The following is a 24,152-nucleotide window of genomic DNA, read 5'->3' as shown; positions in this document are numbered from 1 at the left end:
ACCAGTACTCAGGCGCTCCTCTTTCCTTGCGGGAGAGCAGCGGAAGATGAAGGATGAACCCCCTTCTCCCTGGATGGAAGAGAGGTTGGGGATGAGGAATTTGCCCCTCTCTCCCCAGGTGGAAGAGGGGTTGAGGGTGAGGAGGGAGCCTGTAGAATCCCGCGCGCCGCAAACCAGTTGCGGGCCTCCTGCTCGTCCTGCTGGATTTGCTGGCGCAGCGCGTCCAGGGAGGCGAAGCGTTGCTCAGGGCGCAAATAGTGCAGGAAATCGACTTTGACATGCTTACCGTAGAGGTCTCCCTGGAAATCCAGCAGATGAACTTCCAGTTGCTCGCGAACGCCTTGCACAGTGGGACGACGGCCCACGTTGGCGACGCCCGGCCAGAGCTTCAGGCCCGGCCCGCTCATGACCACGGCATAAACGCCATAAACCGGCGTCGCCCGGCGGTGCAGATAGATGTTGGCGGTTGGAAAACCCAGGGTGCGCCCCCGCCGGTCGCCATGCGCCACCCGTCCGCACATGTCATAGGGCCGGCCCAGCAGTTGCGCCGCCAGTTCCAGATCACCCCACCCCAGCGCTTGCCGGACTCGGGTGCTGCTGACCCGCTCGCCGTCGACCATATAGCTGTTATTATCGACGACCTCGAAACCGTGTTGTTGACCGGCGCTGACCAGCATGGCGAAATCGCCAGCGCGGCGGTAGCCGAACCGGAAATCATCGCCAATTACGAGATGACGAACGCCCAGCCGGGCCACCAGCAGATCCTCGATAAATGTCTCCGCTGGCATCGCCGCTAACCGCTGGTCGAAGGCCAGGCACAGCACGCGCTCGATACCCAGTCCCTCCAGGGCCAGCAATTTCTCGCGCAGCCGCATCAGCCGGGCGGGCGGCGCCGCAGGCCCTGCAAAAAATTCCTGGGGTTGTGGTTCAAAGGTAATCACCAGCCGGGGCAAGCGCAACCGCCCGGCTAGCTCGGCGAGTTGGGCCAGGATCGCCTGATGCCCCAAGTGTACCCCATCAAAATTACCGATCGTGGCCACGCAGCCATGATGTCGAGGACGAAGATTGTGTTGACCACGGATGAATTCCATGCCGTTTACGCTGCCCTTACATTCACGAAGCTCGTGATTATACGGAGTTGACAGCGAATTTCATGCAAAAGCCGGGTTCGTATCGGCATTACCCATGCAACAAATCTCTGGGACGTATCCCTGCCGCCAGCGCCGTCAGCAGGAAACTTCCCCCGCCAGCCGCGATGAGTCCGGCGAGACGCCATAACCGCTCGTGGGCGCTGGCCTGAATCCAGCTTTCCAGATCGCCGGTTCCCCACCACAACACCACACCCATCGCCAGATTGGCCAGCGTCAATTGCAGCGAATACCGCATCCAGCCCGGTTGCGGCTGATAAATGTCCCGCCGGCGCAGGTTAAAAAATAGCAACCCAGCGTTGAGAAACGCCGCCAGCGATGTCGCCAGCGCCAGACCGGCGTGCGCCAATGGCCAGATCAGGATCAGCACCATGGCCGTGTTGGCACCCATAGCGATCACACCGTACTTGACCGGACTGCGGGTATCCTGACGGGCGTAGAAACCGGGTGCCAGCACCTTGATCAGCATGAAAGCCACCAGACCGAGGGCGAACGCCATCAGGCTGCGGGCCGACATCTCGACATCACGCGCATCGAATTCGCCATACTGGAACAGCGCAGACAGTATGGGGCCGGCCAGCAGGATCAGCGCCACGGTAGCCGGTACGCCAATCAGTAGCGCCCAACGCAGCGCCCAGTCCAGAGTGCGGGAGAAATCCCCCTGAGCGGCATTCGCATGTTGCCGGGATAACCGGGGCAAAATCACCGTGCCGAGCGCAACTCCGAAAATACCGAGTGGAAATTCCACCAGCCGATCGGAGTAATACAGCCAACTGACGCTACCGGACACCAGAAACGAGGCCAGCAGGGTGTCGATCAATAGGTTGACCTGAGCGACCGACGAACCGAATACGGCAGGTAGCATTAATTTCAGCACCTGTTGCACACCTTGCGCCGCCCACCCCCAGCGCGGAAGGGGCAACAATTTAACCTGGCGTAGAAACGGAACTTGGAAACCCAGTTGAATGATTCCGGCAATGAACACCCCCCAGGCCAATCCCATTACCGGCTGCTCCATCAGCGGCGCCAGCCACAGAGCGGCGGCGATCATTGTCAGGTTCAGCAACACCGGCGTCACAGCGGGAATGGCAAAACGCCCGCAACTGTTCAGCACCCCGCCAGCCAGGGCGGTCAGCGAAATGAACAGCAGATAGGGAAAAGTAATGCGCAGCATTTCTACCGTCAGTTCGTATTTGTCAGCGTCATCGGTGAAGCCTGGCGCAAAAATCAGGATCAACACCGGCGCAGCCAGGACGCCTATCGCGGTGATGAACATCAGGATCGCGCCGAGGGTGCCGGCGACCTGATCGAGCAGTTCCCGCAGTTCTTCTGGCGAGCGTTGCGTCTGATATTCCGAAAACACAGGTACGAAGGCTTGGGAGAACGCTCCCTCAGCAAACAGGCGACGCAGGAAGTTCGGAATGCGGAAGGCCACGAAAAAGGCATCGGTGCCGGCGCCAGCGCCGAACAATTGCGCGTAAATCATGTCGCGGATAAAGCCGGTGACGCGCGACAATGACGTCATGGCGCTGACCACGCCGGTGGATTTGAGAAGAGCCTTGCTCATGACGGTTTTACCGGGGGTGGAAAGGCGCGGATGATAGCTGGATTGGCTGGAACTGTCAGCGGTTAGCACCGGATTGGGGATTGACAGGCCGATTGGAAACATCAATAGTAATCGACTTTTTTATATCCTAATGATGTGTGAGTTTTTAAGGAGTCCTGATTTTGGCCAATACAGCCCAAGCAAAGAAACGCGTCCGCCAGGCGGAGAAGCATCGTCAGCACAACGCCAGCATGAAGTCCATGCTGCGCACCTATATCAAGCGGGTGATCAAAGCGATCGGCTCCGGCGACCAGGCGAAAGCTGAGTCGGAATACCAAATCGCCGTGCCGATCATCGATCGTATGGCTCGCAAGGGTTTAATCCACCCCAACAAAGCCGCCCGCCACAAGAGCCGCCTGATCCATCATATTCGCGCTATGGCGGCCTGAACGGAACATCGCACGCCTTATTCGCTATCCCCTCTGCCCGTGAAAGAGACAGTGGTAGTGGTAGGTTGGGCATAAGCGAAACGTTGCCCGACAACAGCTTGCATGTCGGGCGCGTCCTGTGCCCGACCTACGGGTGATCTGTTTTTTGGGTAACCCAACCAGGATTGCACGCCGTCCTGGCGAAACGTCCCAGGTAAGCCAGTCCCTCGATGGCCCGGTTGCCATACCACGAGGTCATTTCTCCGTCGATCAGTCGTAATTTCTCCAACGGGCAGTCGTGCTCATGGGCGAAGCGTTCCAAATCAGCCGCCTCGAAGCGATACGGTTCGCTGCTGAACAGGATCAGATCAGCAGCATCCAGCAGGAAGCGATCCAGTTCCAGCTCTGGATAGCGGGCCGCCGACTCTGCCGGCAGCGTCTCCCAACTGACTAGCGCCAGCATCCGGGCAATGTAGGTCTCGCGACTGACGCCTATCCACGGTTTTCGCCAGATCAGATACAAGACCTTCTGCACGGGCCACTCTTCCTGACGCAACGCAGCCAGCGCCCGTTCAAAATCCGCCGCCAGGCGCTCTGCCTCTGCTTTACGATGAAAAAGCCTGCCCAACAAGCGGTAGAGCGGCGGATTATCCTCCGGGGCCAGCGGATGGGTGACAATGACCTGAAAACCATCGGCTATCAGTCGCTCCGCCAGTTCCCGGGGATTCTCGTCGATGTTGAGGATAACGTGCGTGGGTTGCAGCGCTCGTAATCGCGCATATTTGAGCTTTTTCGTCCCGCCAACGCTGGGAATGGCAGCGACCGCCGGCTGGGGATGAATGCAATAATGGGTGCGGCCCACGATCTGTTCTTCCAATCCCAGCGCGAATAGCAATTCAGTGATGCTGGGCACCAGGGATACAATGCGGGCGGGCGTTTTCGCAGGCGCATGGCGAACGCCCAGGGCGTCGATCAGCTTATCCAATTTCCGGCGAAGTATCGTTCATGGTGTGATGACCTCCTCAAGCAGTGGTCGAATGTCCAACTGATCGGCCAGTAACGCAAGTACGTCCAACCCAACGATGCAACCGAATGCTTTGAAGCACCGCAAGTTGTTCGCTCATCTACCTTCTCTGCGGGAATCCCCCGCGCCTAATTCCAGAAACCGCCGCATCATGCCCGCTTCCAGCCGCGCCAGCGTACTACGCGCAATTTTTTCCTGTTCATCCAGTCGGCGAAACTCGTTGTCCACTACCTGTCGCAGCCGGTCCAGATCATCCTCCCGCACCGCCCGGCGCACCGCAATCAACACTTCAGCGCCGCGCTTGGTCAGCACTCCCTGATCGACCGCCAGAAACCGCTCCCGACCCTCGGTCGTGGTGAAACTGACGATGCCCGGTTGCAGCGCCGCCACCCAATCGCGGTGGCGCGGCAACAGACAGAAGGAACCTTCCAGACCTTCGGCGTGAACCCGAATCACTGGCTCATCCACCAGGGTCTGCGTCGGGGTCAGCACTTTCAGTCGCATCAGCGCCGCGCTTCGCTCAGATCGCCGATCATGTACAGCGCCGCTTCCGGCCAGTTCGCGCAGTCGTCATTAAGGATGGACTCGCAATCGTCCAGCACGCACGGCAAGGGTACGCTCTTCCCGGAACGACCGGTGAAATGCCCGGTGGTGAAAAACGGTTGGGTCAGATAACGTTCCAGACGCCGGGCGCGATTGACCGTGCGCCGGTCGTTCAGTGACAGTTCTTCCAACCCTAGCATGGCGATCAAGTCCTTGAGTTCCTCATACTCCGCCAGAGTCCGGCGCACCGCCTGGGCAATCCGGTAGTGCCGTTCGCCCACCAGCACTGGCGTCAGTAGTTTGGAATCGGAAGCCAAGGGGTCCACCGCAGGGTAGAAACCCTGACTGGCCCGCTTGCGCGACAACACCAGGGAGGCGGATAAATGGGCAAAGGTGTGCGCCGCCGCCGGATCGGTGAAATCGTCGGCAGGCACGTAAACCGCCTGCACCGAAGTGATCGACCCGCCCGCTGCGTTGCAAATCCGCTCCTCCAGCTCTGCCAGTTCCGTGCCTAGGGTCGATTGATAACCGACACGCGACGGAATCCGGCCCATTAATCCTGACACTTCTGAACCGGCCTGGATAAACCGGAAAATATTATCGATCAACAACAATACATCACGGCGGGCGACATCGCGGAAGTACTCGGCGATGGTCAATGCGGCGTGACCCACGCGAAAACGCGCGCCCGGCGGCTCGTCCATTTGACCAAACACCAGCACGGCGTTGGATAGCACACCGGCATCGCGCATTTCCCGGTGCAACTCCTCCGCTTCGCGGCAACGCTCGCCAATGCCGCAGAATAAGCTGACGCCCTGGTAGCGTCCCACCATGTTATGGATCAGTTCGGTGATAATCACCGTCTTGCCGACGCCAGCGCCGCCGAACAGGCCAGTCTTGCCGCCGCGTTCCAGCGGGCATAGCAAATCAATGACCTTGACGCCGGTCTCGAACATTTCCAAACCGACTCGGCGGTGCGCCAGCGGGATGGGCGGCTGGTGAATCGAGCGTCGTTCCGCTCCAGCCAGCGCTGGACCCTCGTCAATGGTTTGACCGAACACATTAATCATTCGCCCCAATAATTCCGCTCCGACCGGCACGGTCAGTGGGCTGCCGCAGTCGCGCACCGGATCGCCGCGCGCCAGACCTTGCGTAGGCGTCAGGGCGATGCCGCGCACCGTGTCGGTAGCCAGATGGGCGCTGACTTCAATGATCACCAAACCCTCACGCCCGGCGCGCAGCTGCTGGCGCAGGGCCGGCAAGTGGCCGGGGAATCGCGCATCGACCACGCTGCCGCGCACCGCAGTGATCGCGCCATGCAGCTCAGACGCGCTTGGAGTCGGCGTCAAGCGCAGGGTGTTCACGGACATGCTCCAATTCAACCATCAGGCTCAAACTCTGCCTGCAAAAGCTATCGGTTAAGTCAATGGCCGTGTCCAGAACAGGGCATGCAACCGCAGCAGGATTTCGGGATCGGCGATCAACTCACGCTTCTGGGCTGGACTCAAACTGTCGATTCCTTCTTCTTCCAACTGATGAATTAATCCTTCCAGATAGTGTCGGCGGCGTTTGCCAGGCGGTTCGCGTTCCGGCAACAGCGATCGATGCAGAGTATTCACATACGGATCGATCAGCGCTTGCAGGAAGCGGCTGGCGGTTTTATCTCGCAGCGCTGGCAATACCGTTTCGCTTTCTTGCAGGTCATCCGTCAAATGGTGCAACACTGCCGGCGGATCGGTCTCTTCCGGAGTGAGAAACAGGCCCATCACGCGCGCCTGGCGACCCAGGGTCATGCTGCTGGACAACATCGATACCGGTATCGACAATACCAGTCCCAGTAGTACCGGCGTAAACCACCAGAAAAACGCCGGGACGTAAAAATAGCTTAGGGCTCCCGCCACGATACCCATCAGAGTATGGCCTCCATGGGCCAGGGCCGCTTCCACCAAGCCGGTCTGATGATCGCCGCGTTGCTGGGGCGGCCAACCCACCGCCCGCCGCATGAGAATCGCCAGCACGAACTTGGTCTGAAACAGCATTAGCACCGGCGCGGTCAACACCGAAAACACTGTTTCCAGAGCCACGCTCAGCGATGCCTTGAGTATACCGCCATAGGCGCAGCGCAGTCGCTTCTCCTTGAGCAGTAGGAGCAAGGCCAGCAGTTTCGGCAGAAACAGCATGGTCAGGGTGACCAGCAGCACCGTGGTCATCTCCACCGCGAACGATACCGGCCATACCGGCATCCAATTTTCCCCAAAGAAATACACGGGGTCCTGCTGAGTCTGAATGAACGCTTCGATGCCGGTCGCGACCAGAAACAGTAGCCACAGTGGGGAGGCGGCATAGGACATCACGCCCATCAGGAAATGCAGCCGGCTCAGGAAATTGAAACCACGGGCGAACGCTAGTCGCAAATGCTGAAGATTGCCTTGACACCAGCGCCGGTCGCGCTTGGCGTAGTCGATCAACGTTGGTGGGATTTCCTCGTAGCTGCCCTCCAGGTCATAGGCCAGCCACACTTCCCAGCCTGCCCGGCGCAATAGCGCTGCTTCCACGAAGTCATGGCTGAGAATTTCGCCGCCGAACGGTTCGCGGCCCGGTAGTTTGGGCAGGCCGCAATGGTCCAGAAAGGGCTGGATGCGAATGATCGCGTTATGGCCCCAATAGTTACTCTCACCGAGTTGCCAGTAATTCAGGCCGGCGGTGAACATGCGCCCATAAAGACTGCTGGCGAATTGTAAAATCCGGGCAAACAGCGACTCGCGATTGATCGGGACCGGCGGGGTCTGAATCAGCGCCACGCACGGATGCAATTCCATCAACCGCACCATCTCCGTCAGAGTTCGGCCCTGCATAATGCTGTCGGCGTCCAGTACGATCATATAGCGATACTGCCCGCCCCAGCGCGTACAGAAATCCTCCAGGTTGCCGCTCTTGCGGCTGGTGTTCTCCGGTCGGTTGCGATAGAAAATGCGGCCCTTGCCATCCAGCGCCTGCACCATGTCCCGCCAGCGCAGTTCTTCCTCAACCCAGACCTCTGGATCGCGGGTGTCACTGAGGATGAAGAAGTCAAAACCGTCAAGTTGACCGATGTCTTCCAGCGACTGGTGGATGGCGCGCAGCCCGGCAAATACCCGTTCCGAATCCTCGTTATAAATGGGCATCAAAATGGCGGTGCGCGGCGGCGATGCAGTGAAGTGAGAAGGGATATCCGGTGGTTGGCGGGAAATCGCCCAGCAGTCGCGCCCGAACAGAATCACCCAGAAACCCATGAAAGCGGTCCAGAAAGAGATACAGATCCAGGCAAACAGGATCGTGTACAGGAACAGCAACAGCAATTCCATCGGGCTGAAGCCGTCGGTTTGAAACACGCTGATTAACAGACCCAGCGCGATCAGCGATGTCAAAATGACCAGCAGAAAAAAAATGAACCGTCGTAGGGTATGTCCGGTTACTACGGGTCGGAGAGATTGCGCCATAACAGATTCCGTTGGGTTTTAAGTTTTAGGTTTTAAGATCGAAGGCGCAAAAAACTCAGCCATGAAAACAGTTCAATCCGTTGCGCAGGCATGGCGCTGGGACTGGACGCTGGGGTCGGTTCGGCGATGGCCAGGCGTATCTGCTCCAACGCTGGCCCCGCCGCACCCGGCGGAGCAAACAGCGCCGCCGGCCAATCCGGCGCCGCTCCACTCAACAACGCCGCCCGCGCCGCCGTGAGCATCCGCGAGGGGCGGGGGAGTTCGAGCGCGTTCGCCAGCCAGTCGTCCAGCAATTCGCCGGCGGCGATAATGGCGCGCGCCAGCCTGGATTCCTCATCCCTTGCCGGTTCCACCAGGCGTCGTAGCGTTTGCTCGCTCAAGGCCAGCGCCAGATAGGGATCGCTCACGCCCAGCGCTTTCCAGTAGTCCTTCAGGCAATCCAGGCACGCTTCATCAGATATGGCCGGCGCCGCCGTCGATGGCGTCCAATACGATCGCGCCGCGCCTACTTTGCTACGGTCCACTGATAACTCCAAGTTTCGGTCAGTACGTCATTGCCGAGTTTCAGGAAACAGCGTAAATCAGCGGGCTTCTCTCCCTGTGGCAGCAGTTCAAAGGACACCCGCCAACCATCAGTATGTAGATTTTTGTGGGTCACCACATTTTCGATCTGGCCACTGGAGCCAGTGACCACCGCCTCGACCGGCGCATCATCCGCCAGCTGCGCCAGGCGCTCGCCGCCAAAATCAATCACGAAGCGACGGCGCGAGGAATCCAGGTCGCCGGCGCCGCCCGCGCCCACTCGACTGTCCAGGGTGCGCCCGCCCGGCGACAAACTGGGTATCTCCAGGAAGAAGTACAGCCGGTAGTTGTATTCGAGTTGCTGACCTGGCTGGACCGGTTTTTCCGGAACCCAGAATGCGGCGATGTTATCGTAGCGCTCGGCGTCGCTGGGAATTTCGATCAGCTGCACCGACCCTTTGCCCCATTCGCCCTGTGGCTCAACCCAAACGCTGGGACGAATGTGGTAATGCGCCTCCAGGTCCTGATAATCGTCAAAGTCCCGGTCGCGTTGCAGCAAACCGAAACCGCGCGGATTTTGATCCTGAAAGGCGCTGATCCGCAGTCGGGTCGGGTTATTCAAAGGCCGCCAGATCCATTCCCCGTTGCCATTGACCATCAGCAGGCCGTCCGAGTCATGCACCTGGGGACGGAAATCGTCGAAGAATCGTTCGTTCAATGCGCCGTGAAAGAACATGCTGGTCAGCGGCGCAATCCCGAATTTCTGGACCTCTTCCCGAACAAACAGATTGGCTCTCACTTCAATCTGCGTGTTGACGCCCGGTTTGATGACAAACCGGTAAGCGCCAGTCACGCTCTGGCTATCAAGCAGCGCGTAGACGGTCAGTTCGGTAGCGTCCTTGCCGGGTTTTTCCAGCCAGAATTCACGGAAAAAGGGAAATTCTTCGAGCTTCGGCAGACCGGTGTCAATCGCCAGGCCACGCACGGAAATGCCATAGTTCTGATTCTGGCCGACGGCGCGGAAATAGCTTGCGCCCTGAAACACCGCAACCTCATCGTAGCGACCATCGATGTGAAGGGGATAAAGCACCTTAAAACCCGAGAACCCCAAATCCTTGGGCAGGTTGTCAGGCACCTGATTCTTGCCAAAATCGAATAGATCATTGGCGTATTCAATCGGCCGACTTTCGCCTTCCTCAACGACATTAACAATGACGGGCTGTTTGAACAAAAATCCTAGTGGAACGAACTGAACCTCGAAAGGCAGGGCTTCGTTGCGCCATAGACTTTTATCCGCGCGAAATCGGATATCCCGATATTGATCGTAATCCAGCACCTGGAAAAATTCGGGCAAGTTATTACCTGGCACCTTGAAGGGTTGCGTAGCCAACACCTCGGCGCGACGACGCACATCGGCGAAATTGAATCGCTTGGGCGGAGGCGTGGCGGCTGGGGTCGCCTCCGGCACATTCGGCGCGCTCCAACTGGCTACTGGACTCGCACAAACACTCACCAACACAACAACACTCAGCAACATTTGCAGTTTCACAACGTCACGGCTCCGTCGGCGTTTGGACTCAGTGGAATTCAAATGATCAGTTTAGGGTAAGGAATAAAAACGGTATTGTATTGCGGTCTAAGCGTCGCGACTATCTTGCTTTAGAAGTCAGTGTTCACCCGCTTTCTAGCAGGGAAGGACTGAGGAAGGGGCGCAGACGGTTGCTCATGAAGTATCCTGTTTATTTTATTTAATAAATTGAATATATTATGACTAACCCTCCAAAAAAACGCCTGTCGGCGGACGCGCCGCGCCACGTCAAGGCCAGTCCCGTTGAATTGACGATCGAAACCCCCGGCGAAGAGGCTTTTGTCGCTATCATCAGCGCCTGTTTGAGCCATGCTGAGGCCAATCGTGCGGCAGTGCTGGATGGCCAAACTGAAGGGGTCCATCAAATGCGGGTGGCTTTCCGACGGCTGCGCTCCAGCCTTAAAACCTTCCGTCCCTTAATCCCGCGCGAGGGCAGCGCCGCGCTGGTCGAGGATATTCGCTGGTTAAATAAGCACCTGGGATCTGCTCGGGACTGGGATGTATTCCTGGAAGAAGGCATGGCGCCGGTTTTTGCCCATTTTCCACGCAAACGCGGCCTGCTCCTGTTTCGCGCCAAGGCGGCGACAATCCGTCAACATCACTATCAAACGCTACATGAGGCGCTGAAACAGCCGCGCTATCCGTTGTTGCGGCAACGCTTCGCCGAGTGGCTGGATCACCGCGCCTGGCGGGAAAGCTTGAGCGATGAACAGCGTGAGCAGCTGACGGAGCCGATTCTACGATTTTCCACATCCTTGCTCGAAAAAAATCACCGTAAAGTGGTGAGTCGTGGCGAAGCATTCGCGGAGTTGTCGGCCACAGAACGGCACGCCTTGCGCATCCGCATCAAGGAATTACGCTATGCCCTGGATTTTTTCGCCAGTCTGTACCCTGCCCCTGCGGTCAAGGCGTATCTGAGCGCCATGTCCCGCTTGCAGGACTGCTTGGGGATTATGAATGACATTAGCGTGGCACGCCGTTTACTGGATGAAGCGAAGCTGAACGCTATTTCTGCGGCTCGGCAAGTCATCGAAGGCTGGTATGGCTGCCGGCTGGACCAGCATGAACGTCAGTTCAAGGAAATTTGGGAACAATACCGGCAATGTGAGCGTCCCTGGAAGGATTGAGGAGGCGCTCCGATCAGAAGACTATAATTAAGGAGAGAAAACCTGTTTCGTTTCATCTGATTCCGGAGCGCCGCATCATGTCCAAACCGACCCTCACCCAGCAACTGACCGAACTGATTATGGCCAAGCCTGTCGCGGCGACCGATCTGCAACAGGCCGCCTTGCTGACGCTGGATGCCATGGCTAATGCCATGGCGGGGCGGATCAGCGAACCTGGCTCGATTCTGCTACGTTGGGCAGGCGCGACCGAGGCAACTGACGCTGAACGTAACGCCTTTCTGCTTGGATCGCTGACTCATATTCTGGAAACCGACGATTTGCATCGCGCCTCGGTCGTGCATCCCGGTTGCGTCGTCGTACCAGCAGCCTGGGCGGTGGCTGGCCGGGAGGGCATTCGCGGCCACGCCATGCTCAAGGCGGTGTTGTGGGGGTTCGAGGCCACGACTCGGGTGGGGATGGCGGTCGGTCCTTCCCATTACCGCATCTGGCATAACACCGGCACTTGTGGACCCTATGGCTCGGCGATGGCGACGTCAGCGTTGTTGCGCCTTGACCCCTCAACGACGGTTCACGCCCTGGGCAATGCCGGTGCCCAGTCCGCCGGCCTCTGGCAGTTTTTGGAGGCCGGCGCCATGACCAAGCATCTACATGCCGGATGCGCGGCCGAAGCCGGGGTGTTAGCGGCGGATCTGGCGCGCTTTGGCTTTACTGGACCGCCGAATATCCTGGAAGGGGCCAAAGGCTGGTTTACCGCAACCTGCCCCGACGCCGACCCCGAAGCGGTGATCCGTGATCCTGATGCGCCCTGGCAGTTATTGCAAACGTCGATTAAGCCCTGGCCGTCCTGCCGGCATACTCATCCAGCGGTCGACGCCGCACGCGAACTGCGTCGCCAGGTCACTGCTGAAGCGATTGAACAGATCGAAGTGGAAACCTACGCTGCGGCTCTGGAAGTCTGCGACCGGCCCTTGCCGCAGAGTGATTATGAGGCCAAGTTTTCACTTCAGCACTGCGTTGCAGCGGCGCTGACGCGTGAGTCTATGAATTTCGATGCTTTTGCTGAACCAGCCCGGACGGGGCTGGCGGCGTTGCGGGAGCGAGTCACGCTGCGTCTGGCTGAACCTTACGCTTCAGCCTATCCCCACGCCTGGGGCAGTGCGGTAACTGTGATCACTCACGACGGAGAACGGTTGACGATGCAACGGACTCACGCCAAGGGTGATCCTGAGGCTCCGCTGTCGCCTGTAGAATTGATCGCCAAAGCGCGAATGCTAATGAGTTATGGCGGCGTGCATGAGGCAGACCGGTTGATCGACGCAATTTTGGCGCTGTCCGATGACTCTGCGTTGCCGCCCTTGCCGGAACCGCCGGTTTTTTTGGCGGTGCAGCAAAATAATGGAGGATAACTTATTGTTTGCACAACAAATGTTGTTTTTTGCCGAAAAACAACGAGAAATAGTATGTTTACTCTAAATTTTTTGTTAAAATGATCCTCGTGTAGTGGGCGCTATAGCTTCTGCTTAGTCTACTGCACATCCTCCTTTGGTGGTTTTTGGCCGGGCCTCATTGCCCGGCCCTTTTTATTTGGAGGTTTACCGCCCTTCCTGACTTTTTGAGAGAATTCTCTATGCTCCAGATTTTCAACAGCCTGACCCGTCAAAAAGAAGAATTCCGACCCATTGAACCTGGCAAGGCGCGGATGTACGTTTGTGGCATGACGGTCTATGATTATTGCCATATCGGCCATGCCCGGGTGATGGTCGTCTTTGATATTGTGTTGCGCTGGTTGCGGATCAAGGGCTATGACGTCACCTATGTGCGGAACATTACCGACATTGATGACAAAATTATCCGCCGCGCGCAGGAAAACGGTGAGGATTTCCACGCCTTAACCCATCGCTTTATCCAGGCCATGCATGAAGATCTGGACGCGCTGGGCATTCTGCCGCCAACCTGGGAGCCGCGCGCCACCGAAGCGATGGCCGACATACTCGCTATGATTCAAACCCTGGTAGATAAGGGTTTCGCTTACGTCGGCAGCAGCGGCGATGTGTACTATGACGTAAGCCGCTTTGAGCGTTATGGACAACTCGCCAATAAGAAACTGGAGGATCTGCGGGCCGGCGCGCGGATTGATGTCGAAGAAGCCAAGGACGACCCGCTGGACTTCGTGCTGTGGAAAGCGGCTAAACCGGGTGAACCAAGCTGGCCATCGCCGTGGGGACCGGGCCGGCCCGGCTGGCATATCGAATGCTCCGCTATGTCCACACATTGCCTGGGCGAGCATTTCGACATTCATGGCGGCGGCATGGATCTAAAATTCCCGCACCATGAGAATGAAATCGCCCAATCCGAGGCCGCCAGCGGCCAGCCTTATGTGAATATCTGGATGCACAATGGCTTCGTTCAAATCAACGAAGAGAAAATGTCCAAATCATTAGGCAATTTTTTCACGGTGCGAGATGTCTTGCAACGCTATCAACCGGAAGTGGTGCGGCTGTTTATCCTGTCCAGTCATTATCGAGGGCCACTCAATTACACTGATGAAAATCTGGATCATGCCAAAGCGTCGCTGGATCGGCTCTATACTGCGCTCTACGGCCTCCCGGTGATGGATGCACCGCTCGAAGAAAACTGGCGGATGCGTTTTACTCAGGCCATGGATGATGATTTCAACACCCCCGAAGCGCTGGCGGTGTTGTTTGATCTGGCGCGCGAAATCAATCGCCTGCGCGCTAACGATGAAACAATAGCGACCCGGTTGAGTGCGACTCTCAAACAGTTGGGAGCGTTTTTAGGATTGCTTCAGGAAGACCCGGAAAAGTATCGTAAAGGTTTGTTGCCTGTTAGAGGGAGCATACAAGCGACTGGACAAGGTGATTCAGTGGCCATTGTCGCAGTCTCGACCCTGCTCGACAGTAGGATCGATGAATTGATCGCTGAACGTACCGCCGCCCGTCAGGCAAAGAACTGGGCCGAGGCCGATCGCATTCGCAGAGCATTACAAGAGGTGGGAATTGTTCTCGAAGACACGCCAAAAGGCACAATTTGGCGTCGGGAATAAAAACCGGCTTGACGATAGCCCGGTTTCACCAATAAAATTCTATATTCCTGCATGGAGGCGCGAGATCGTCAGCATCCACTGAGCAAATACGGGGTATAGCGCAGCCTGGTAGCGCACCTGCTTTGGGAGCAGGGGGTCGTGGGTTCAAATCCCCCTACCCCGACCATCACGCGGGTTGGTTGACGGCGTAAAACGATGCGCCCGTAGCTCATGCGGATAGAGCATCAGCCTTCTAAGCTGAGGGTAGCAGGTTCGAATCCTGCCGGGCGCGCCAATCCCCGGTCAGGTCAATGATCAGATTAATGGTGGGCGTAGCTCAGTTGGTAGAGCCCCGGATTGTGGATCCGGTCGTCGTGGGTTCGAATCCCATCGTCCACCCCATAATGAGGCTTTTTCGGAACAACCCTTGGTTCCATGCACAACCGGCTTTGGGCCGTTAGCTCAATTGGTAGAGCAGTTGACTCTTAATCAATTGGTTGTAGGTTCGAGTCCTACACGGCCCACCACCTTTAAACATCCCAAGCGCACTCCTTCCTCGGTTGCCGACCGCTCTGACTCCTGCTGCAAGCCAGTTCCTGTGCCGGAAGCAGCGCTGTTTGTGTATTGTATAATTGTATACAGGTGTTTTACTGTACTGGCCATTTCCTACGCAAGGATTTTATGGCTTGTCGTGGCGGATTATATTCCCACTGCGAAAGTGGCGGAACTGGTAGACGCGCTGGATTTAGGTTCCAGTGGGGTAACCCGTGGGGGTTCGAGTCCCCCCTTTCGCACCATGCACACCACACATCCAGGATACGATGGACCTGTTCATGGCGCCTAGATGCGTATCTGCATGGATGGATTCGCCTAATATCATTCTAATAACCGGTTTTTGAGGTGTATCGATGCAGGTTTCAGTTGAAGCGCTGAGCGATCTGGAGCGCCGGGTCACCGTGCAGGTGCCTGCCGAACAGGTGACCCGGGAAATCCAGAGCCGGCTGCAAGCACTGTCCAAGCAGGTTAAAATGCCGGGCTTCCGTCCGGGCAAGGTGCCGCTCAAAATAGTGAAGCGATTGCATGGAGGCAAAGTACAGGCTGAGGTCGCTGGCGAGCTGATGGAGCAAAGCCTGCGCGATGCGCTGATGCAGGAAAAACTCAATCCGCTCAGCCTACCCAGGATCGAACCCAAGCCTCTCGAGGAAGGACAGGACTTCGAATACTCGGTCACCTTCGAGGTCATGCCCGCCTTTCAAACGACCGGTTTCGAGACGATTCAGATCGAACGGCCCGTGGCGGAAGTCACCGAACAGGATATCGACGAAATGGTCGAAAACCTGCGCTGGCAGCAGGCAAGCTGGAACCCGGTGGAACATCCGGCGGAATGGAACAACCGGTTGCAACTCGATTTCGACGGCGCTATCGATGACCGATCTTTCCCTGGCCACCAGGCGAAAAACGCTTCCCTGATTCTTGGCAGAAAGATGACGCTCCCGGAGTTGGAGCAAAAACTGATCGGTCTGAGTTCCGGTGCCGAAACGGAATTCGATGTAACCTTCCCGCAGGACTACTCCGCTAGAGCCGTCGCGGGTCAAACGGTCCACCTGCAGGTCAAAATCCATCTCGTCGAGGAAGCCACACTGCCCGACGTTGACGACGCCTTTGCTGAGCGATTCGACATCCAAGAAGGCGGCATGGCCCGATTGCGTCAATCGCTGCGCGATAACATGGAGCGCGAGCTACGCGAGGGCATCAAGACCTCAATCAAACATCAAGTGTTTGAGGGCCTGCTGCAAGCCAACCCAATCGCGCTGCCGCAAGCGCTGATTGACCAGGAAGTCGACCAAATGGCGACCCAAATGGGATTCTCTGTCAACACCGAGAACAAAGAAGCCCTGCAACCGGTCAAGAACCACTTGTTTGGCGCCCAGGCCCGCCGTCGACTCATGATAGGGCTTCTGCTTACCGATCTGGCGACCCGCAATCATATCCAGCTTGACGAACAACGAGTGCGCGCCTTTCTGAAGTCGCTGGCGGCGGCCTACGAAGAGCCGGAGAAGTGGATGAGCGCGTGCGAGCAAAATCCAAAGACCATGGACAATGTGCGAGGTCTGGTGTTCGAAGATCAAGTCATCGACTGGGTGCTGGCGCGCGCGCAGATCACCGAAAAACCCAGCACCTTTGCTGAGGTGACAGCTCCCCTGCAACACCCTGCGATCCTGGCAAATCAGCAATCCGCCGACGCAGAGATGCTCTCTTCTCTTGAGCAACCGGCCATTTCAACCGGTCAGGAGCTTTCTTCATGAATGAAAGCGCGTCTTTACCCGTCACCCGGGCGCTCAATCTGGTTCCGATTGTCGTCGAACAAACCGCGCGCGGCGAGCGCGCCTATGACATCTACTCCCGCTTGCTCAAAGAGCGCGTGGTATTCCTGGTGGGACCGGTTGAGGATTACGCTGCTAATCTGGTGGTTGCGCAGTTGCTGTTCCTGGAGGCTGAAAATCCGGACAAGGACATCCATCTCTATATCAATTCGCCGGGTGGATCGGTCAGCGCCGGTTTGGCCATCTATGACACCATGCAATTCATCAAGCCGGACATTAGCACCATGTGTGTGGGTCAGGCTGCCAGCATGGGCGCCTTGCTGTTGACGGGCGGGACCAAAGGTAAACGATTTTGCCTGCCGCATTCGCGCGTCATGATTCACCAACCCCTGGGCGGTTTCCAGGGCCAGGCCAGCGATATCGATATTCATGCCCGGGAGATCCTGCTGGTTCGCGACCGGCTGAATCGCATCCTGGCCCGGCACACTGGTCAGCCCGTCGAGCGGATCGCGGTGGATACCGACCGCGACAACTTCATGGGCGGCGCAGAGGCTGTTGAGTACGGGCTGATTGACGCCGTGCTCAGCCAGCGCCTGCTCGCGACGACAGCGGCAAGCTGATTCCGATCTTTCAACGATACCGGTGACGCAGGCGAGGGACCGTCGCAGCCAATAACCGCGCGACGATGAGGAATGGCAAAATGAGTAGAAACCGAAGTGACCGGAGCGACGACGACAAACTGTTGTACTGTTCCTTTTGTGGTAAAAGCCAGCATGAAGTGCGTAAACTGATTGCTGGACCGAATGTTTTTATTTGCGATGAATGTGTCGAGTTGTGTAATGACATCATTCGCGAAGAAATGGAGGAGAGTGCGCCGGCTGCCGCCAGCCGGTTGCCCAAGCCGCACGACATCAAACTGGTTCTCGATGAGTATGTGATTGGCCAGGAACGCGCCAAGAAGGTGTTATCAGTCGCCGTTTACAATCACTATAAACGCCAGGAATTGCAGCGCGCCAGCCGGGGCCGACCTCCTGAGATCGAGATGACCAAAAGCAATATTCTGCTGATCGGCCCAACAGGTTCCGGCAAAACCCTGCTGGCGGAAACCCTGGCGCGTCTGCTGAACGTCCCATTTACCATCGCTGACGCGACGACCCTGACCGAGGCCGGTTATGTCGGTGAGGATGTAGAAAACATCATCCAGAAACTGCTGCAAAAGTGCGATTATGATGTCGAAAAAGCCCAGACTGGTATCGTCTATATCGATGAAATTGATAAGATTTCTCGTAAATCGGACAATCCGTCCATTACCCGCGATGTTTCCGGTGAAGGCGTACAACAGGCCCTGCTGAAACTGATCGAAGGAACGCTAGCCTCGGTACCGCCACAGGGTGGGCGCAAACATCCGCAGCAAGAATTTCTGCAAGTCGACACCAGTAATATTCTGTTTATCTGCGGCGGCGCGTTCGCGGGACTGGACAAGGTAATCCGCAGCCGTTCCGAGCAGGGTGGCATCGGCTTCTCCGCCGAAGTCAAGAGCAAGGACGGCGGCAAGACGGTCGGTGAAGTGTTGATGGAGGTGGAGCCGGAGGACTTGATCAAGTACGGCCTGATCCCGGAATTTGTTGGTCGGTTGCCGGTCGTCGCGACCCTGACCGAGTTGGATGAGCATGCCCTAGTGCGCATTCTGACTGAACCCAAGAACGCCATTGCCAAGCAGTTTAGAAAGCTGTTTGAAATGGAAGGCAGCGAACTCGAGCTACGCGATGACGCGCTCAAGGCCGTAGCGCGCCGCGCGATGGAACGCAAGACCGGGGCGCGGGGTCTGAGAACCATTCTCGAACACATTTTGCTGGACACTATGTACGATTTGCCCAGTATGCAAAGTGTGCATAAAGTGGTCATCGATGATTCCGTGGTGGACGGTCGCGCCAAACCCTATTTCATCTACGAGAATGTTGAGCGGCGCGCCGCCGGTCAAGACTGATATCGTTTACCGACCGCTCGCCAGCGTGAGCGGCGGATTGCCCACGACCGAATTGCCCACGACCGAGATGGCCGCGCCGGTCGGCGATCTGGTTAACCGCACCAGGAACTGCCTGTCATGAAGCAGAATACCCAATTCGACCCTTTGCCTGGTCCCGCGCTGATGCCCGTTCTGCCTCTCCGCGACGTGGTCATCTATCCGCACATGGTCATCCCGCTGTTTGTCGGCCGTGAAAAATCCATTCACGCCCTCGACCTGGCTATGCGAAGCAATAAACGCATTGTCCTGGTCGCCCAGCGCGGCGCGGAAGTCGACGATCCGGGCATCGATGATTTGTATGACATCGGCACCTTGTCCAATGTCCTGCAGCTGCTGCGCCTGCCAGACGGCACGGTCAAAGTGCTGGTGGAGGGCAGCCAGCGCGCCTGCATTCACCACTATACCGAAACCCAAGCGTGTTTTATTGCCAGCGTGTCGATGCTGGAGGCAATCCCCGAGGAAGGCGAAACTCAGGAAGCACAAGCGTTGGTGCGTTCGCTACTCGGCACTTTCGATCAGTATGTCAAGCTGAACAAGAAAATTCCCGGCGAAGTGCTGACCTCGATCTCCGGCATCGAGGATCCATGCCGACTGGCGGATACCATTGCCGCGCACATGACCCTGAAACTGGATGAGAAACAGAAAATTCTGGAAATCCCGGAGTTGAGCGAACGGCTTGAATACCTCCTGGCGCTGGTCGAGGGCGAGATCGACATCCTGCAAGTCGAAAAGCGCATTCGCTCGCGGGTCAAGCAACAGATGGAAAAAACCCAGCGCGAGTACTATCTGAATGAACAGATGAAAGCGATCCAGAAGGAACTCGGCGATCTGGAAGACGTGCCCAACGAGATCGAGGATCTGGCGCAACGGATTGAAAAGGCTGGGATGCCCAAGGAAGCCAAGGCCAAGGCGCAGGCTGAACTCAACAAGCTGAAAATGATGTCGCCGATGTCTGCCGAAGCGACCGTCGTGCGTAACTATGTAGACTGGCTGGTCAGCGTCCCCTGGAAAAAGCGCACCAAAATTCACCAGGATCTGGTCGCCGCCGAGGGTATTCTGGAAACCGACCACTATGGTCTGGAAAAGGTCAAGGAGCGGATTCTCGAATATCTGGCGGTCCAGCAGCGGGCGCGTAAGCTCAAGGGTCCTATTCTCTGTCTGGTAGGGCCACCCGGAGTGGGCAAGACTTCGCTGGGACGCTCCATCGCCCGGTCCACCAACCGGAAATTTGTGCGGATGTCGCTGGGCGGCGTGCGCGACGAAGCGGAAATTCGCGGGCATCGCCGCACCTACATTGGTTCGTTGCCTGGTAAGATCATTCAGAACCTGGCCAAGGTCGAGGTGCGCAATCCGCTGTTCCTGTTCGATGAAATCGACAAGATGTCGATGGATTTTCGCGGCGACCCCTCATCCGCACTGCTGGAAGTTCTCGACCCCGAGCAAAACAATACGTTCAGCGACCATTATCTGGAAGTCGATTTCGATTTGTCGGATGTGATGTTCGTTGCGACCGCCAACTCGCTCAATATCCCGCCGCCACTGCTGGATCGCATGGAAGTAATCCGCATTCCGGGCTACACCGAGGACGAGAAACTCAATATTGCCTTACGTTATCTGGTTCCCAAGCAGATGACGAACAACGGGTTGAAGAAAGGCGAACTGGAAATTACTGGAGAAGCGGTTCTCGATATCATCCGTTTCTACACTCGCGAGGCGGGGGTGCGTAATCTGGAGCGAGAGATCGCCAAGATCTGTCGTAAAGTGGTTAAAGAAGTCACCCTGAAGCCGACTGAAAACACTATTGTCATTGCGCCGGATAATGTGGAGAAGTATCTGAGTGTGCGTCGCTTCCGTTACGGTCTGGCCGAGGAAGAGGATCAGGTTGGACAGATCACCGGACTGGCCTGGACCGAGGTGGGCGGTGAACTGCTGCGCATCGAAGCGGCGCTGGTGCCCGGCAAGGGCAAGCTGATTCATACGGGTCACCTGGGCGAGGTGATGCAGGAATCCATTCAGGCGGCAATGACGGTGGTGCGCAGCCGCGCCGAAGCGCTGGGCATCGATCCGGAGTTTCATCAGAAATTCGATGTGCATATCCATGTCCCGGAAGGGGCAACGCCCAAGGATGGCCCGAGCGCCGGCATCGGCATGTGTACGGCGCTGGTTTCGGCGCTGACCCGCATTCCCGCACGCGCCAACGTGGCCATGACCGGCGAAATCACCTTGCGCGGCGAAGTGTTGCCGATTGGCGGCTTGAAAGAGAAACTGCTGGCGGCGCATCGAGGCAGCCTCTCGATCGTGGTGATTCCCGAGGAAAATCGCAAAGATCTCTCTGAAATTCCTAAAAATATTATGGAAAAACTTGATGTGCGTCCGGTACGCTGGATCGATCAGGTATTGGAGATCGCCCTGTTAACCATACCGCAACCTCGATCCCGTGAGACGACCGAACCAGAGGAACCGGCAACGCCAGAACCCGCGGTCAAAACGGGTAACGCATTGGAGGGAGTGCGTGCTCACTGAGACACTCAGAGAATGTTTTAGCACGCTAATTGACACTGCTTTAAGCGCCCTGTTATAAGGCGCTTTCTCATTGCACTCGCCGGGCGGCAGTCTCTATATTCTGCACCATGGCGTCTTGCTGAACAATACATAACATTGCAAAGGAAAGGATATGAACAAGACTGAACTGATCGAAACGGTCGCCCAAGCTTCTGACCTGTCCAAAGCCGCGGCAGGCAAAGCGGTTGACGCGGTGCTCGATGCGGTGAGCAAAGCCCTTAAGGGGGGAGAAACCGTCGTGTTAACCGGTTTTGGCACATTTTCGATACGAGAGCGTCCGGCGCGGACGGGCCATAACCCGAAAACCGGTGAACCCATGGAAATTAAGGCCAGCAAGGCGCCGGTTTTCAAGGCTGGTAAAACGCTTAAGGATGCGGTAAAATAATTGTTCTTTTTTGGGGGTGCTTAGCTCAGTTGGGAGAGCATCGCCCTTACAAGGCGAGGGTCGGGGGTTCAAACCCCTCAGCACCCACCACAGTTTGGAATTTGGAGCGGTAGTTCAGTCGGTTAGAATATCGGCCTGTCACGCCGAGGGTCGCGGGTTCGAGTCCCGTCCGCTCCGCCACTTGTGTTTCTGTGCATGCCAAGCCCTGTTGATCAAAGCCGGATTTCCGGTTTGGAGCGGTAGTTCAGTCGGTTAGAATATCGGCCTGTCACGCCGAGGGTCGCGGGTTCGAGTCCCGTCCGCTCCGCCAACTTCCAGGGGCGTCATCCAGACGCCCTTTTTTATGAGCATACGCTGGGTGATTTTCGCGCAGCCGCCGTTTTGTTGCTCGATTCCCTATTTAGTGATCCGCTCTGAAACCGAGTGCCTCTATGTTATTACAGAAAATCCGTGATCATGCTCAAGGCTGGTTCGCCTATACGATAATTGGTTTATTGACCATCCCATTTGCGGTGTGGGGCATTAATTATTATTTTGAGGGAGGTGGGCCGCTGGATGCCGCCGTGGTCGGCGATAGTAAAATCTCGCTGCAGGAATACCAGCGTGCCTATCAGCAGCAACGTCAACGCTTGCAGGCCATGCTGGGTGACAATCTGGATCCGGCCTTGCTGGAAGGGCCACGCCTGAAACAGGATGTGTTGCGGCAACTGATCGATGAACGGGTCTTGAATGAACTGGCCCATGACCAGCGTTTGCGCGTCGGCGACCCGCAGTTGCGCGAGGCCCTGCTGGCTCTGCCGGTCTTTCAGCAAAGCGGCGGTTTTAATAAAGAGTTGTATGAGCGGCTATTGCGCAATCAGGGGTATACCATAGCGGCTTTCGAGGAAGGTTTGCGGCTATCACTGGCGACTGAACAGCTGCGCGATGGAATCGTCGCTTCGGCCCTGGCAACATCGGCCGAACTCGACAACATCATCGCCCTGCTCAAGCAGCAGCGGGAAATCGAATACCTGACGCTACCCCTGGCCCAGTATATCGCCAAGGCCACGGTAGAAGAGAACGCGATCCAGGACTACTTCCAGAAAAACCCGGATCGCTTTATTCATCCTGAACAGGTGCAAATCCAGTTTCTTGAGCTGAAACTGGCGGATCTTGCCGGGCAAACCACGGTTAGCGAAGACGAATTGAAGGCGGCCTATGAAACCCAGATAGACCGCTATGGTCGTCCCGAGGAACGCTCAGCCTCTCACATCCTGGTCAAGCTGGCGCCAGACGCAACTCCGGAACAAGTCACCCAGGCAGAGGCCCAGGCGCAACAAATTGCCGAGGAGATTCACTCTGGCGCTAAAAGCTTTGACCAGGCTTTGAAAGCTGTTAAGGCGGATGCCTCGGGCCGACTCGAAGGCGGTGAGCTGGGGTTAATCACCAAGGGCATGTTCGATAGTCCCGCGTTTGAACGCGCCTTGTACGCGCTGGAGAAAGTCGGCGATGTGAGCGAACCGGTGCGGATGCCCTCCGGATTCCATCTGATTCGGCTGGATCAGATCAAGCCGGCAGAAATCAAGCCGTTTGAAGAGGTGCGCGACAGCATTGCCCAGGAATTGCGTCAACAACAAGCTGAAAACCATTTTTACGAGATTACTCAGACGCTGGCCAATTTTGGTTACGAACACCCTGACAGTCTGGAACCCGCGGCAAAGGCGCTGGATGCGCCGATTCAGGAGAGCGCCTGGTTTGATCGTCAGGGTGGGGAAGGGATTACCAAGCAAGCAAAGGTCATTGACAGCGCTTTTAGCGAGGATGTGCTCAAGCGCGGCCTGAATAGCGAGCCTCTGGAACTGGAGCCAGGTCATGTAGTGCTGCTGCGGGTGAAGGAGCATAAGGAAGCGACGCCGCGCACCCTGGAGGAATCCCGCGACGAGATTGTCAAAACCTTGCGTGAGCAACAGGGTCGCGAAGCGTTGGCGAAGGATATCGAAGCCCTGAAGGTCCGGGCGGTCGAGGGCGAGCGTTTACAGACCCTGGCCCAGGAATTTGGCGGCGAGTTCAAAGACATCGGACTTGTCAACCGGGATGCGCCGTCGGTGGACAACGCCGTGCTGACCGCTGCCTTTCGTCTGCCACAACCGGAAGCCGGTCAGGTGGCGCTGGGTTCGGCGGCCCTGGCCAACGGCGATCAGTCCGTGCTGGAGGTATCACAGGTCAAGCCGGGCCAACTGGATGCAGTGTCCGAGGACGAGCGCAAGGCACTGGCTCGGCAGTTGGCCCAGCAAGCCGGCGCCGGTCAGTTCGACGGATTGCTGGACAGCGTCCGGGGTAAAACCAAGATCGTGGCGTATAGCGATCGGCTGTAACTAAACAGGCCAGAGGCCCATTCTGCTTCTGGGGTTTTCATCGAACTTTTTCT

General features: G+C 57.2%; 19 protein-coding genes and 8 tRNA genes. 19 read left to right on the top strand and 8 right to left on the bottom strand.

Going from position 1 to position 24,152, the window contains the following annotated elements; genetic code table 11:
• Positions 1-8: 8 nt before the first annotated feature.
• Both ribF and murJ read right to left on the bottom strand, forming a co-directional pair.
• Positions 9-1,091, bottom strand: a complete 1,083-nt coding sequence (gene ribF, locus H6973_06805; GenBank protein ID MCP5125338.1) for a bifunctional riboflavin kinase/FAD synthetase — start codon at positions 1,089-1,091, stop codon at positions 9-11.
• An 88-nt stretch (positions 1,092-1,179) separates the two neighbouring features.
• Positions 1,180-2,715, bottom strand: a complete 1,536-nt coding sequence (gene murJ, locus H6973_06800) for a murein biosynthesis integral membrane protein MurJ (protein MCP5125337.1) — start codon at positions 2,713-2,715, stop codon at positions 1,180-1,182.
• Positions 2,716-2,876: 161 nt separating this feature from the next.
• Between murJ and rpsT the strand changes: the two genes are divergently transcribed.
• Positions 2,877-3,143: a 30S ribosomal protein S20 gene (rpsT, locus tag H6973_06795; GenBank protein ID MCP5125336.1), complete on the top strand. Its 267-nt coding sequence runs from the start codon at positions 2,877-2,879 to the stop codon at positions 3,141-3,143.
• A 127-nt stretch (positions 3,144-3,270) separates the two neighbouring features.
• On the opposite strand, the gene H6973_06790 is transcribed toward rpsT, so the two are convergent.
• The 6 genes from H6973_06790 to H6973_06765 form a co-directional block, all read right to left on the bottom strand.
• Positions 3,271-4,107, bottom strand: a complete 837-nt coding sequence (locus H6973_06790; GenBank protein MCP5125335.1) for an ABC transporter substrate-binding protein — start codon at positions 4,105-4,107, stop codon at positions 3,271-3,273.
• 135 nt (positions 4,108-4,242) lie between these two features.
• Positions 4,243-4,650 (bottom strand): F0F1 ATP synthase subunit epsilon, encoded by a 408-nt coding sequence (locus H6973_06785; GenBank protein ID MCP5125334.1) that lies wholly within the window; start codon positions 4,648-4,650, stop codon positions 4,243-4,245.
• A complete protein-coding gene (locus H6973_06780; protein ID MCP5125333.1) occupies positions 4,650-6,059 on the bottom strand; it encodes a F0F1 ATP synthase subunit beta in 1,410 nt (469 codons plus the stop codon). Before H6973_06780 ends, H6973_06785 begins: the two co-directional genes overlap by 1 nt.
• 48 nt (positions 6,060-6,107) lie before the next feature.
• Entirely contained in the window at positions 6,108-8,168 is a 2,061-nt protein-coding gene (gene mdoH, locus H6973_06775; protein MCP5125332.1) for a glucans biosynthesis glucosyltransferase MdoH, read from the bottom strand.
• A gap of 32 nt (positions 8,169-8,200) precedes the next feature.
• Entirely contained in the window at positions 8,201-8,692 is a 492-nt protein-coding gene (locus tag H6973_06770) for a hypothetical protein (GenBank protein ID MCP5125331.1), read from the bottom strand.
• Positions 8,674-10,227 carry a glucan biosynthesis protein gene (locus tag H6973_06765; protein MCP5125330.1) on the bottom strand — a complete coding sequence of 518 codons (1,554 nt, stop codon included), beginning with the start codon at positions 10,225-10,227 and terminating at the stop codon, positions 8,674-8,676. Before H6973_06765 ends, H6973_06770 begins: the two co-directional genes overlap by 19 nt.
• A 230-nt stretch (positions 10,228-10,457) precedes the next feature.
• Here H6973_06765 and H6973_06760 point away from each other — a divergent pair, with 230 nt between their 5' ends.
• From H6973_06760 to H6973_06675, 18 genes are all read left to right on the top strand, one after another.
• Positions 10,458-11,405, top strand: a complete 948-nt coding sequence (locus tag H6973_06760) for a CHAD domain-containing protein (protein MCP5125329.1) — start codon at positions 10,458-10,460, stop codon at positions 11,403-11,405.
• Between the two features lie 77 nt (positions 11,406-11,482).
• Complete coding sequence (locus H6973_06755) at positions 11,483-12,811, top strand: MmgE/PrpD family protein (GenBank protein ID MCP5125328.1); 1,329 nt, start codon at positions 11,483-11,485, stop codon at positions 12,809-12,811.
• A gap of 221 nt (positions 12,812-13,032) precedes the next feature.
• A complete protein-coding gene (locus tag H6973_06750; GenBank protein ID MCP5125327.1) occupies positions 13,033-14,469 on the top strand; it encodes a cysteine--tRNA ligase in 1,437 nt (478 codons plus the stop codon).
• 89 nt (positions 14,470-14,558) lie between these two features.
• Positions 14,559-14,635 (top strand) — tRNA-Pro (locus H6973_06745).
• Positions 14,636-14,666: 31 nt separating this feature from the next.
• A tRNA-Arg gene (locus H6973_06740) sits at positions 14,667-14,743 on the top strand.
• Positions 14,744-14,774: 31 nt separating this feature from the next.
• Positions 14,775-14,850, top strand: a tRNA-His gene (locus H6973_06735).
• Between the two features lie 49 nt (positions 14,851-14,899).
• A tRNA-Lys gene (locus H6973_06730) sits at positions 14,900-14,975 on the top strand.
• Positions 14,976-15,160: 185 nt separating this feature from the next.
• Positions 15,161-15,245, top strand: a tRNA-Leu gene (locus H6973_06725).
• A gap of 111 nt (positions 15,246-15,356) precedes the next feature.
• Positions 15,357-16,754: a trigger factor gene (locus H6973_06720; GenBank protein ID MCP5125326.1), complete on the top strand. Its 1,398-nt coding sequence runs from the start codon at positions 15,357-15,359 to the stop codon at positions 16,752-16,754.
• On the top strand, positions 16,751-17,392 hold the full coding sequence (clpP, locus tag H6973_06715) for an ATP-dependent Clp endopeptidase proteolytic subunit ClpP (protein ID MCP5125325.1): 642 nt from the start codon (positions 16,751-16,753) through the stop codon (positions 17,390-17,392). The genes H6973_06720 and clpP overlap by 4 nt, the downstream gene beginning before the upstream one ends.
• 80 nt (positions 17,393-17,472) lie before the next feature.
• Positions 17,473-18,759, top strand: a complete 1,287-nt coding sequence (clpX, locus tag H6973_06710; GenBank protein MCP5125324.1) for an ATP-dependent Clp protease ATP-binding subunit ClpX — start codon at positions 17,473-17,475, stop codon at positions 18,757-18,759.
• Positions 18,728-18,880, top strand: a complete 153-nt coding sequence (locus H6973_06705) for a hypothetical protein (GenBank protein ID MCP5125323.1) — start codon at positions 18,728-18,730, stop codon at positions 18,878-18,880. Before clpX ends, H6973_06705 begins: the two co-directional genes overlap by 32 nt.
• Positions 18,877-21,321, top strand: a complete 2,445-nt coding sequence (gene lon / locus H6973_06700; GenBank protein ID MCP5125322.1) for an endopeptidase La — start codon at positions 18,877-18,879, stop codon at positions 21,319-21,321. The genes H6973_06705 and lon overlap by 4 nt, the downstream gene beginning before the upstream one ends.
• Positions 21,322-21,472: 151 nt before the next feature.
• Positions 21,473-21,745, top strand: a complete 273-nt coding sequence (locus H6973_06695) for an HU family DNA-binding protein (protein MCP5125321.1) — start codon at positions 21,473-21,475, stop codon at positions 21,743-21,745.
• A 14-nt stretch (positions 21,746-21,759) separates the two neighbouring features.
• A tRNA-Val gene (locus H6973_06690) sits at positions 21,760-21,835 on the top strand.
• Between the two features lie 13 nt (positions 21,836-21,848).
• Positions 21,849-21,925: transfer RNA gene (locus H6973_06685), tRNA-Asp, on the top strand.
• Positions 21,926-21,978: 53 nt separating this feature from the next.
• Positions 21,979-22,055 (top strand) — tRNA-Asp (locus H6973_06680).
• Between the two features lie 121 nt (positions 22,056-22,176).
• Positions 22,177-24,099 (top strand): SurA N-terminal domain-containing protein, encoded by a 1,923-nt coding sequence (locus tag H6973_06675; GenBank protein MCP5125320.1) that lies wholly within the window; start codon positions 22,177-22,179, stop codon positions 24,097-24,099.
• Positions 24,100-24,152 lie beyond the last annotated feature (53 nt).

This window comes from Gammaproteobacteria bacterium (genome assembly GCA_024235095.1).
GTDB lineage: Bacteria > Pseudomonadota > Gammaproteobacteria > Competibacterales > Competibacteraceae > UBA2383.
Note: the sequence above shows the minus strand (reverse complement) of the source record. Positions and strands in the feature narration are given on the sequence as shown.

Coding starts and splice junctions, on each gene's coding strand:
- ribF (MCP5125338.1), bottom strand. CDS start 1,091: ATGGAATTCATCCGTGGTCAACACAATCTTCGTCCTCGACATCATGGC.
- murJ (MCP5125337.1), bottom strand. CDS start 2,715: ATGAGCAAGGCTCTTCTCAAATCCACCGGCGTGGTCAGCGCCATGACG.
- H6973_06785 (MCP5125334.1), bottom strand. CDS start 4,650: ATGCGACTGAAAGTGCTGACCCCGACGCAGACCCTGGTGGATGAGCCA.
- H6973_06780 (MCP5125333.1), bottom strand. CDS start 6,059: ATGTCCGTGAACACCCTGCGCTTGACGCCGACTCCAAGCGCGTCTGAG.
- mdoH (MCP5125332.1), bottom strand. CDS start 8,168: ATGGCGCAATCTCTCCGACCCGTAGTAACCGGACATACCCTACGACGG.
- H6973_06765 (MCP5125330.1), bottom strand. CDS start 10,227: ATGTTGCTGAGTGTTGTTGTGTTGGTGAGTGTTTGTGCGAGTCCAGTA.
- H6973_06760 (MCP5125329.1), top strand. CDS start 10,458: ATGACTAACCCTCCAAAAAAACGCCTGTCGGCGGACGCGCCGCGCCAC.
- H6973_06755 (MCP5125328.1), top strand. CDS start 11,483: ATGTCCAAACCGACCCTCACCCAGCAACTGACCGAACTGATTATGGCC.
- H6973_06750 (MCP5125327.1), top strand. CDS start 13,033: ATGCTCCAGATTTTCAACAGCCTGACCCGTCAAAAAGAAGAATTCCGA.
- H6973_06720 (MCP5125326.1), top strand. CDS start 15,357: ATGCAGGTTTCAGTTGAAGCGCTGAGCGATCTGGAGCGCCGGGTCACC.
- clpP (MCP5125325.1), top strand. CDS start 16,751: ATGAATGAAAGCGCGTCTTTACCCGTCACCCGGGCGCTCAATCTGGTT.
- clpX (MCP5125324.1), top strand. CDS start 17,473: ATGAGTAGAAACCGAAGTGACCGGAGCGACGACGACAAACTGTTGTAC.
- H6973_06705 (MCP5125323.1), top strand. CDS start 18,728: ATGTTGAGCGGCGCGCCGCCGGTCAAGACTGATATCGTTTACCGACCG.
- lon (MCP5125322.1), top strand. CDS start 18,877: ATGAAGCAGAATACCCAATTCGACCCTTTGCCTGGTCCCGCGCTGATG.
- H6973_06695 (MCP5125321.1), top strand. CDS start 21,473: ATGAACAAGACTGAACTGATCGAAACGGTCGCCCAAGCTTCTGACCTG.
- H6973_06675 (MCP5125320.1), top strand. CDS start 22,177: ATGTTATTACAGAAAATCCGTGATCATGCTCAAGGCTGGTTCGCCTAT.